8 protein-coding genes and 1 rRNA gene are annotated in these 10,550 nt (G+C 66.6%); all 9 read left to right on the top strand.

Annotated elements, in window-relative coordinates; all coding sequences use genetic code 11:
• Positions 1–69: 69 nt before the first annotated feature.
• The 9 genes from argB (at position 70) to WEE69_09840 (ending at position 10,078) form a co-directional block, all read left to right on the top strand.
• Complete coding sequence (gene argB / locus WEE69_09800) at positions 70–939, top strand: acetylglutamate kinase (GenBank protein MEX1145588.1); 870 nt, start codon at positions 70–72, stop codon at positions 937–939.
• Positions 936–2,267 (top strand): acetylornithine transaminase, encoded by a 1,332-nt coding sequence (locus WEE69_09805; protein MEX1145589.1) that lies wholly within the window; start codon positions 936–938, stop codon positions 2,265–2,267. Before argB ends, WEE69_09805 begins: the two co-directional genes overlap by 4 nt.
• Positions 2,267–3,190, top strand: coding sequence for an ornithine carbamoyltransferase (argF, locus tag WEE69_09810; GenBank protein ID MEX1145590.1), 924 nt, complete (start codon positions 2,267–2,269; stop codon positions 3,188–3,190). Before WEE69_09805 ends, argF begins: the two co-directional genes overlap by 1 nt.
• Entirely contained in the window at positions 3,187–3,654 is a 468-nt protein-coding gene (gene argR, locus WEE69_09815; GenBank protein ID MEX1145591.1) for an arginine repressor, read from the top strand. Before argF ends, argR begins: the two co-directional genes overlap by 4 nt.
• Before the next feature lie 80 nt (positions 3,655–3,734).
• Positions 3,735–4,925 carry an argininosuccinate synthase gene (locus tag WEE69_09820; protein ID MEX1145592.1) on the top strand — a complete coding sequence of 397 codons (1,191 nt, stop codon included), beginning with the start codon at positions 3,735–3,737 and terminating at the stop codon, positions 4,923–4,925.
• Entirely contained in the window at positions 4,922–6,325 is a 1,404-nt protein-coding gene (gene argH, locus WEE69_09825) for an argininosuccinate lyase (protein MEX1145593.1), read from the top strand. The genes WEE69_09820 and argH overlap by 4 nt, the downstream gene beginning before the upstream one ends.
• Entirely contained in the window at positions 6,310–6,927 is a 618-nt protein-coding gene (locus tag WEE69_09830) for a DNA-3-methyladenine glycosylase (protein MEX1145594.1), read from the top strand. Before argH ends, WEE69_09830 begins: the two co-directional genes overlap by 16 nt.
• Positions 6,928–7,004: 77 nt before the next feature.
• Positions 7,005–8,216: a tyrosine--tRNA ligase gene (gene tyrS / locus WEE69_09835; protein MEX1145595.1), complete on the top strand. Its 1,212-nt coding sequence runs from the start codon at positions 7,005–7,007 to the stop codon at positions 8,214–8,216.
• A 342-nt stretch (positions 8,217–8,558) separates the two neighbouring features.
• A 16S ribosomal RNA gene (locus tag WEE69_09840) occupies positions 8,559–10,078 on the top strand.
• Positions 10,079–10,550 lie beyond the last annotated feature (472 nt).

A 10,550-nucleotide genomic window follows, 5' to 3' on the forward strand; every position in this document is an offset into this window, starting at 1 on the left:
CATGAGTGTTGGAGTGACGAGCGTCCCGAAGGGCTGTGCCGGGTATCCCGGCGCAGAGCGAGTGGGACCATGACAGACGACCCGCGCGCACGGGACGCCCATGCCAAGGCGGGCGTCCTCGCAGAGGCATTGCCGTACATCCGTGAGTTCTCCGGCAAGACCGTCGTCATCAAGTACGGCGGGCACGCCATGGAGGACCCCACCCTCGCCGAGCTGTTCGCCCAGGACGTCGTGCTCATGCGTCTCGTTGGCATGAACCCGGTCGTCGTGCACGGTGGAGGGCCCCAGATCAGCCACCTCATGCGCCGCCTCGGCAAGGAGCCCGAGTTCGTCGACGGGCTGCGGGTCACCGATGCCGAGACCGTCGACATCGTGCAGATGGCACTCATCGGCAAGATCAACCCGGAGATCGTGACGGCTCTCAACCAGCACGGGTCGTATGCCGTGGGCCTCTCCGGCGCCGATGCCGGTCTCATCACCGTCGACCAGCGCGACGCACGTCTCGGCTTCGTCGGTGATGTCCGCCACATCAACCCGGCCATCCTCGAGCGCGTGCTGCGCGAAGAGCTGATCCCGGTCGTTGCGACCGTAGGGGTCGACGACACGGGCCAGGCATACAACGTGAACGCAGATGCCGTGGCGGGAGCGATCGCCATCGCGCTACAAGCGGAGAAGCTCGTGTACCTCACCGACGTTGCTGGCGTCTTCGAGGACTTCGGCGACGAGGGATCGCTCGTTGCTCAGACCGACGCGCTCGGGTTGGAGCGACTCCTGGAGTCCGGCAAGGTCAGCGAGGGGATGATCCCGAAGCTGCGCTCGTGCATCGAGGCGTTGCGCGGTGGCGTGCGTCGCGCGCACGTCCTCGACGGCCGCATGCCCCACGCGCTGCTGCTCGAGTTCTTCACTCGGGAGGGCATCGGGACCATGGTGTCGCCATGACTGACTCGATTCCTGCGAAGCACGAGGAGCGAGGGCCCGCGGGCCGGGCGTCGAGCGGCTTTGCCTCTCGACGCCCAGGAGACGGAGCTAGCGGGGTCGACCAACAGAGTGGATCCCGGCTCGCAGCGACCGAGTCCATGTGGGAGGAGCTCGAGGCGCTCGATGCCGAGCACGTCATGCAGACCTACGCCGGGCAGTACGACATCGCGTTCGTGCGCGGCGAGGGAACTCGTCTCTGGGACAGCGAGGGCCGCGAATACCTTGACTTCCTCTCCGGGCTCGCCGTCGTGTCGTTGGGCCATGCCCACCCGAAGGTCGCAGCAGCAATCGCCGAGCAGGCGACCACGCTCCTGCATGTGTCGAACTTCTTCCTGAACGAGTGGCAACCGCGTCTGGCGGCGAAGATCGATACCCTCCTGGGCGGCGGCGGGCGCGTCTTCTGCAGCAACTCGGGCGCCGAGGCAAATGAGTGCGCCATCAAGTTGGCCCGCCGCTTCGGACAGACCCACGGTGGTCCCGATCGCTTCCACGTGCTCTCGGCCTACGGGTCGTTCCACGGGCGCACGCTCACGACGCTCGCCGCGACAGGACAGCCTCAGAAGCAAGAGACCTTCCAACCGTTGCCGAGTGGATTTCGCCAGGTCGCGTACGCCGATCTCGATGCCCTGGCCGCGGCAATGGACGAGCGCGTGTGCGCGGTGTTGCTCGAGCCCATCCAAGGCGAGGGCGGCGTGGTGCCCGCACCGGCGGGATACCTACGCGCGGTCCGTGACCTCTGTGATGAGCGCGAGGCGCTCCTGATCATGGACGAGGTGCAGACGGGCCTCGGGCGAACCGGTCGGTGGTTCGGCTTCGAGCACGCCGAGATCGCGCCCGACATCGTCACCCTGGCCAAGGCACTCGGCAACGGGGTGCCGATCGGCGCGTGCTGGGCAAGAGACGACGTCGCCAGCGCGTTCCGCCCTGGCGACCACGCGACCACGTTCGGGGGCCAGCCGTTCGCGGCCCGGGTCGCAGTCACCGTCCTCGAGCTGATGGAAGAGCTCGATATTCCAGGCTTGGCCGAGAAGGCCGGGGCACGGCTCGCAACCAGTCTCGAGCTGCTGCCAGGTGTCACGAGCGTGCGCGGGTCGGGACTGCTCCTCGGCGCCGAGCTCGCGCCTGATCTGGACGCACCTGACGTCACGAAGCGCTGCCTCGACGCAGGCCTCGTCGTGAACGCGGTCACTCCCACCACCGTGCGCCTCGCGCCGCCGCTGCTGGTGAGCGACGACGAGATCGACGAAGCACTGCGCATCCTTGGCGCGGTGCTCGCGGCTGGTGCGTGATGGGGCCGCGCCGATTCCTCGAGGTGGACGATCTCGCACCTGCGGAGCTCGAGTTGCTACTCGGGAAGGCCGGCGCCTGGAAGAGCGATCCGAATGCCGTCCCCGCGGCGTTCGCCGGCCGCGGGGTTGCGCTGCTCTTCGAGAAGCCGTCGGCCCGAACGCGGGTCTCGACCGAGATGGCCGTGCACACGCTCGAAGGCCACCCGATCTATGTGCGCGGCGAAGAGCTGGGCATCGACACGCGCGAGTCGGCGGAGGATGTCGCCCGCACGTTGGGCTCGTACTGTGCGGTGATCGCGGCGCGCGTGTTCGACCATCACCTGCTCGAGCGGATGGTCGCGGTCGCCCCCGTGCCCGTGGTGAACCTGTTGTCGGACCGCGCCCATCCGTGCCAGGCGCTGGCCGACCTCCTCACACTGCGGGAGGACCTCGGAGTGCTGGAAGGTCGTCGCCTGGCCTACGTGGGTGACGGCAACAACGTCGCGGCTTCGCTGGCGTTCGCGGCGGCGCTCTCCGGGTTAGAGCTCACGATCGCGTCGCCGCCGGGCTACGAGCTCGACGATGACATCGTCGATCGCGTCCGGAACCTCGGCGGCACCATCGAGCTGGTGGCAGACCCGCACGAAGCGGTTCGGGGTGCCGACGCGGTGTACACGGATGTTTGGACGTCGATGGGCCAAGAGGACGAGGCTGCGCTGCGCCGCGTCGCGTTCGTCGGGTACTGCGTCGACGCCGATCTCATGGCTACTGCCGGGGCACAGGCTCGCTTCCTGCATTGCCTGCCGGCCCACCGTGGTGAGGAAGTCAGCGCCGACGTCCTGGACGGGCCTCAGTCCGTGGTGTGGCGCCAGGCCGAGAACCGCATGCACGCCGTCCGCGCACTCCTGGCCATGCTCGCGGCACCGGAAGAGGAGGGCAGATGACGCTCGGCAAGCCCCAACGACAACATCGGGTCGCCCGCTTGCTCGAAGAGCAGGCGGTCTCGAGCCAGGCCCAGCTCGTCGAGCTGCTCGCGGCCGACGGCGTCGTGGCGACGCAGGCCACGGTCAGCCGCGACCTGGAGGATCTCGGAGCCGTGAAGGTGCGGATCCCTGGCGGTGCGATGGCGTATGCGGTCCCCGAGCACGCCAAGGACTTCGCGGCCCCGGACGATCACCTGCGCAGGGTGATGGGGGAGTTCGTGGTCGATGTCGCGCACAGCGCCAACCTTGTCGTGCTCCGCACCCCGCCGGGCTCCGCTCACGTCGTCGCCTCGGCCCTTGACCGCGCCGGTCTCAATGACGTCCTCGGCACCGTTGCCGGCGATGACACGGTCGTGGTCGTGTGTTCCGAGCAGGCCGGCGGCGCAAGCATCGCGGCCGACCTCGCCGGCTTCGCCGGTCTCTAGGAAGAGGAAGTCATGCCCAAGCGGTCGGAGATGAAGCGGAGGCGTGGCCGGACGGCCGGGACGCCGGAGCGGAATCGACCATGAGAGTCGTCTTGGCCTACTCCGGTGGCCTCGACACCTCGGTCGCCGTGCACTGGATCACTCAGACCTGGGACGCCGAGGTCGTCGCGCTCGCCGTCGACGTCGGCCAGGCCACGGATGACGACTGGGACACGATCCGTCACCGCGCGCTCGCCGCAGGAGCCGTCGAGGCGCTCGTCGTAGACGCCCGCGCGGAGTTCGCGTCGGACTACTGCCTCCCGGCCTTGCGAGCCAACGCGCTCTACGAGGGCAAGTACCCGTTGGTCTCGGCGCTGTCGCGACCGGTGATCGTCAAGCATCTCGTCTCGGTTGCGCGTGAGCAGCACGCCGACGCAGTAGCGCACGGCTGCACGGGAAAGGGCAACGACCAGGTGCGATTCGAGGTCTCGACCCGGGCACTCGCACCCGATCTCGATGTGCTCGCCCCCGTACGCGAGTGGGGTTTCACCCGTGAGGACTCGATCGATTACGCCGCGAAGCACGGGATCCCCATCAAGGTCCGCAAGGACAACCCGTACTCGATCGACGAGAACCTGTGGGGCCGTGCGATCGAGTGCGGCGTGATCGAGGACCCGTGGAGCGCGCCCCCTGAGGAGCCGTACACCCTCACGAGCCAGACCGCGACCGAACCCTGGGAGGTCACGATCCGGTTCGACGCAGGGACGCCAGTGGCTGTGGACGGCCGCGAGCTGCCACTGCACGATCTCGTGGCCGAGGTGTCGCGCGTCGTCGGTAGCTACGGCTGGGGACGGGTCGACATGGTGGAGAACCGTCGCGTGGGCATCAAGAGTCGCGAGGTCTACGAGTGCCCGGGGTCCCTCGCGCTGATCATTGCGCACGCCGACCTCGAGTCGGTGACGTTGGAGCGCGACCTCATGCGTGAGAAGGCACGGCTCGAACCGCGCTACGCCGAGCTCGTCTACGACGGCCTCTGGTTCTCACCGTTGCGTCGCGCGCTCGACGCGTTCGTGGACACCACCCAGGCGATGGTGACCGGCGATGTTCGGCTCCGCCTCGAACCGGGCCGCTGCCACGTGGTCGGCCGTCGCGCCGATCACGGCCTGTATGACTACGAGCTGGCCACGTACGACGCGGCCGACCAGTTCCGCCACCAGGATGCCGCGGGTTTCGTGCGACTCTGGGGTCTCGGCCTCGAGACCATCGCGCGCCGGCAGGGATCACCGGAGTGACGCAGCCCTCGGGTCCGGGTCCCCTCTGGCACGGGCGCATGAGTGAGCCGCCGAGCGATGCGCTGCTGGCGTTCACCCAGAGCCTCAGCTTCGACGTCACGTTGGCCGCCGACGACATCGAGGGATCGCGCGCACATGTCCGCGGGCTCGGTCGAGCAGGGCTGCTCGACGACGCCGAGATCACGGCGGTTCTGGCCGCACTCGACACCGTCGAGAACGAGCTTCGCGACGGCATGTTCTCCTTCGTCGACACCGATGAAGACATTCACACGGCCGTCGAACGGCGGGTCACCGAGCTCGCCGGCGCGGCCGGCGCGAAGCTCCACACGGGTCGGAGTCGCAACGACCAGGTGGCGACCGACCTGCGCCTCTGGCTGCGTCGTGAGGGCGGGGCGGTCGCGGCCCAGACCCATGCGCTCCAGGCCACCTTGCTGGACCGAGCCACCGCGACGAGCGATGACGTGTACCTCCCGGGCTACACACATCTTCAGCGCGCGCAGCCGGTACTCCTGGCGCACCATCTCCTCGCACACTTCTGGGCGCTCGCACGCGACGTCGATCGCTGGCGCGACGCGCTCGCCCGTGCCGACGTGAGCCCGTTGGGTGCCGGCGCGCTCGCGGGTTCCAGCTTCCGGCTCGATCCCGATGGCGTTGCGGCCGACCTGGGCTTCTCGCGCCGCTTCGAGAACTCGCTCGACGCTGTGTCAGATCGGGACTTCGTGGCGGAAGCGCTCTTTGTCGCCGCGCTCGAGCAGGTGCATCTCTCGCGCATCGGCGAAGAGCTGGTCCTGTGGTCGAGCGAGGAGTTCGGCTTCGCCCGTCTCGCCGACGCGTACAGCACCGGTTCCTCGATGCTCCCCAACAAGAAGAATCCTGACATTGCCGAGCTCGCTCGAGGAAAGGCCGGGCGTCTCATCGGCGATCTCACCGGCTTCCTCGCCACGCTCAAGGGACTGCCGCTTGCGTACAACCGGGACCTCCAAGAGGACAAGGAGCCCCTCTTTGACGCCTTGAGCACGCTGTCGCTCTCTCTCGTAGCGTTGCGAGGCGTGTTCGAGACCCTCGAGTTCGTGCCGGAGCGCATGCGAGCCGCGGCCGATGTCGCGACGACCGCCGCCACCGATCTGGCCGAGCAGATGGTGCGCGAGGGAACGCCCTTCCGCGACGCGCACGCCGCAGTGGGCTCCGTCGCGCGCGACGCGAGCACAGGCCATCGATCCTTCGCCGAACTCGTCGCGGCCGACGACCGCTTCGGTGCCGACGCGAGCGATGCGCTTGCGCCGGGGGAGGCAGTGCGCCGCCGGACGACGCCGGGCGGTGCCGGACCTGGGCCGGTCGCCGAGCAGGTGCACGCGGCGCATGCTCGTCTGGCGGAACAAGCAACGTGGCTACGCGTCTAGTCGGAAAGGTCCTCGGGCGCTCCTTCTACGCCCAAGACGCGCGCAAGCTCGCTCCGCTACTGCTCAACAAGGTTCTGATGCACCACGACCCGGATGCCGGGCGACTCTTGGTCCGGATCGTCGAGGTCGAGGCGTATGCCGGAGCCGAAGACCCCGCGAGTCACGGGTACCGCGGGAAAACCGGTCGCAACGCGACGATGTTCGGACCACCCGGTCACCTGTACGTGTACTTCACCTACGGCATGCACTGGTGTGCCAACGTCGTGGGGGGCTCAGAGGGGATCGCGTCCGGGGTGTTGCTGCGCGCGGCGGAGCCCATGACGGGCGTCGAGACCATGCGCACGCGTCGACCCGCGGCGCGCCAAGAGACCGAGCTGTGCTCCGGGCCCGCGCGGCTCACGCAGGCACTCGGACTCACCGGGGATCACGACGGCACGGACCTCGTGCGTGGGGTGGTCCGGCTCCTCGACGACGGCATGCCGCCGCCCCGGCGTCCGATCGCGACGACCCGGGTGGGCTTGCGCGCGGGACGTGGCGACGAGGACCGATGGCGGTTCTTCGTGCCGGGCAACCTGAACGTCAGCCGCGGACCCAAGCACTAGAAGCAGCCGAGCGACCCGAAGGGCGGGGCCAGGTATCCGGGCCCGAGCGAGCGCGACCATGATCTAGGTTCCACCGGATGCCGCCGTCGGTGAACACGCAGCTCGAAACGCTCCGGGCGAACACGGTCGACTTCATCAGCGAAGACGAGCTCCGAGCCAAGCTCGAGCGCGGGAAGCCGCTGCGCGCAAAGCTCGGCATCGATCCGACCGCGTCGGACATCCACTTGGGTTTCGCGGTCGTCCTGCGCAAGCTGCGCGAGTTCCAGGACCTCGGCCACACGGCCGTGCTCATCCTCGGAGACTTCACCGCACAAGTGGGTGACCCGTCGGGACGATCAGCAAGCCGACCTCGCTTGTCCAAGGAGGAGGTCGACGCACACGCCGAGACCTACCTCGAGCAGATCCACCAGATCCTGAGCACCGATCGACTCGAGGTGCGCCGCAACGCTGAGTGGCTGGGCACGATGGGTATCGAGGACGCCCTGCGACTCGCGTCGCGCACAACCGTCGCTCGCATGCTCGAACGCGACGACTTCGCGAACCGCTACGCCGAGGGTTCGCCGATCTCGGTCATGGAGTTCCTGTACCCGCTGTTGCAGGGCTGCGACTCGGTGGTGGTCGAGGCCGACGTCGAGCTCGGGGGGACCGACCAGCTGTTCAATTTCTTGCTCGCCCGACAGCTCCAGGAGCAAGAGGGCCAAGAGCCGCAGTGCATCATCACGACGCCGCTGCTCGTCGGACTCGATGGCGCGCAGAAGATGTCGAAGAGCCTCGGCAACTACGTGGGCATCTCGGAGCCTCCGGCGGAGCAGTTCGGCAAGGTCATGTCGATCCCGGACGACCTGATCGAGCAGTGGGCGCTGCTCACGACGAGCGCGACCGAGTCGATCACCCGTCGTCTCCAGGAGGGCACAAAGGTCGAAGCGAAACGCGCGCTGGGCCGCGCGATTGTCGACGAGTACCACCCGGAGGGCTCTGGCGCCGCGGCCGAGGCGGAGTTCGACCGGGTCTTCAAGGCCAAGGAGACCCCCACAGACATCCCCGAGCACGTGCTCGACGTCTCTGAGGCGGTGGACGGCAAGATCCGCCTGGCCAACGTGCTCCGCCAGGCCGGTCTCGTGCAGTCCAACACCGAAGGGCAGCGCCTGATCACCCAGGGCGGCGTCCGTTGCAACGACGAGCCCGCCACCGACCCAGACGCGGCGCTCGAGCCGGCCGAGCTCGACGGGGTCGTGCTCCAGGTCGGGCGGCGACGATGGGTCCGGATTCGAGCGAATCCGGCGCGGTAATTGACTCGGCCCCTTGGGCCCCATAGGATCAGAGGTCCGCCTAGGGGATTCCCTCAGGCGGTTGACACGGACGCTCGCCCAGGTCATCAGCCGCCGAAACCCGGCGACGATGGCCAGCCGAGTCGAGTGAGCGTTCAGCCAGCAAGGATTTCCGGCGTGTATTGCGCGCCGCGTGCCTCGCGACAGCTCCTTGAAAACGGAACAGTGACGCCACAAAAGCCAGTGAAGGCGTTCGCGCCGTTTCTTTGACGCGCGTGGGCGCCTCTCGCAATTCCGTCACCTGAGGGCGAAGTGTCGCTCGACGGTGACTCTCCGATCTGCACCCCGCCAAGGGTGTTGGTCTCGATGGAGAGTTTGATCCTGGCTCAGGACGAACGCTGGCGGCGCGCCTCATACATGCAAGTCGAACGTGAAGCCTGGAGCTTGCTCTGGGTGGAAAGTGGCGAACGGGTGAGGAACACGTGAGGAACCTGCCCTGGAGACCGGGATAACACCGGGAAACCGGTGCTAATACCGGATGCCCTCACCGGATCACATGATCCGGTGAGGAAATGGATTCCGCTCCAGGATGGCCTCGCGGCCTATCAGCTTGTTGGTGGGGTAACGGCCCACCAAGGCTTCGACGGGTAGCTGGTCTGAGAGGATGTCCAGCCACACTGGGACTGAGACACGGCCCAGACTCCTACGGGAGGCAGCAGTAGGGAATCTTGCGCAATGAGCGAAAGCTTGACGCAGCGACGCCGCGTGCGGGATGAAGGCCCTCGGGTCGTAAACCGCTTTCAGCAGGGACGAAATTGACGGTACCTGCAGAAGAAGCCCCGGCCAACTACGTGCCAGCAGCCGCGGTAATACGTAGGGGGCAAGCGTTGTCCGGATTTATTGGGCGTAAAGAGCTCGTAGGCGGTTCGACAAGTCGACTGTGAAATCTCCACGCTCAACGTGGAGGGGTCAGTCGAGACTGTCGTGACTCGAGTCCGGTAGGGGAGTGTGGAATTCCCGGTGTAGCGGTGAAATGCGCAGAGATCGGGAGGAACACCCGTAGCGAAGGCGGCACTCTGGGCCGGTACTGACGCTGAGGAGCGAAAGCGTGGGGAGCAAACAGGATTAGATACCCTGGTAGTCCACGCCGTAAACGTTGGGCACTAGGTGTGGGGCTCTATCAACGGGCTCCGTGCCGTAGCTAACGCATTAAGTGCCCCGCCTGGGGAGTACGGCCGCAAGGCTAAAACTCAAAGGAATTGACGGGGGCCCGCACAAGCGGCGGAGCATGTGGCTTAATTCGAAGCAACGCGAAGAACCTTACCTGGGCTTGACATACACCTTACAGCCATAGAGATATGTCGGATCCGTTCGTGGTGTACAGGTGGTGCATGGCTGTCGTCAGCTCGTGTCGTGAGATGTTGGGTTAAGTCCCGCAACGAGCGCAACCCCTATCCTATGTTGCCAGCGCGTAATGGCGGGGACTCGTAGGAGACTGCCGGTGCCAAACCGGAGGAAGGTGGGGACGAGGTCAAGTCCTCATGCCCCTTACGTCCAGGGCTGCACACATGCTACAATGGCCGGTACAAAGGGTTGCTACTCTGCGAAGAGACGCCAATCCCAAAAAGCCGGTCTCAGTTCGGATCGCAGTCTGCAACTCGACTGCGTGAAGTCGGAGTCGCTAGTAATCGCAGATCAGCATTGCTGCGGTGAATACGTTCCCGGGCCTTGTACACACCGCCCGTCACACCACGAAAGTTGGTAACACCCGAAGCCAGTGGCCCAACCCTTTTGGGAGGGAGCTGTCGAAGGTGGGATCAGCGATTGGGGTGAAGTCGTAACAAGGTAGCCGTACCGGAAGGTGCGGCTGGATCACCTCCTTTCTAAGGAGCGCACTGCCCTTCTCAAATGCCTTTGTCCACGGACATCGGTGGGTGAGTTGGGGCTCCTACGTCGATCACTGGTGAGTCGTCACACTCGTTGCACTCCAGACCCCCGGGTCAGCCAGTGCCTCTCCCAAGAGCTTCGGCTCTCGAGCGAGGCGCCGGGCCGCACGGGCACCACCTGGAGGCGAGTGAGTCGGCGCCGGCGTCACTATTCCGTTGTGAGGGAGCTGCACCCGCGTGCTGTCTGCACGCGGTGCTCGCACCTCTCGAGGCCACACGCCGCCTCCCCGCTGACCTGCCCTCGTGCAGCTTGGCGTGGCGCGGCCGGCCCCACCCCGTCCTTTGAGAACTCAAGAGCAAGCACGAGCATCTAGCACAACGTGCATATTTCGTAAGACAAAAGTGCAAGAAGAACTCCCAAGCTAGAAAGAGCCAACGGTGGATGCCTTGGCGCCAGATGCCGATGAAG

It is taken from the genome of Acidimicrobiia bacterium (assembly GCA_040881685.1).
In the GTDB taxonomy this organism is placed as follows: Bacteria; Actinomycetota; Acidimicrobiia; order IMCC26256; family PALSA-555; genus SHVJ01.

Coding starts and splice junctions, on each gene's coding strand:
- argB (MEX1145588.1), top strand. CDS start 70: ATGACAGACGACCCGCGCGCACGGGACGCCCATGCCAAGGCGGGCGTC.
- WEE69_09805 (MEX1145589.1), top strand. CDS start 936: ATGACTGACTCGATTCCTGCGAAGCACGAGGAGCGAGGGCCCGCGGGC.
- argF (MEX1145590.1), top strand. CDS start 2,267: ATGGGGCCGCGCCGATTCCTCGAGGTGGACGATCTCGCACCTGCGGAG.
- argR (MEX1145591.1), top strand. CDS start 3,187: ATGACGCTCGGCAAGCCCCAACGACAACATCGGGTCGCCCGCTTGCTC.
- WEE69_09820 (MEX1145592.1), top strand. CDS start 3,735: ATGAGAGTCGTCTTGGCCTACTCCGGTGGCCTCGACACCTCGGTCGCC.
- tyrS (MEX1145595.1), top strand. CDS start 7,005: ATGCCGCCGTCGGTGAACACGCAGCTCGAAACGCTCCGGGCGAACACG.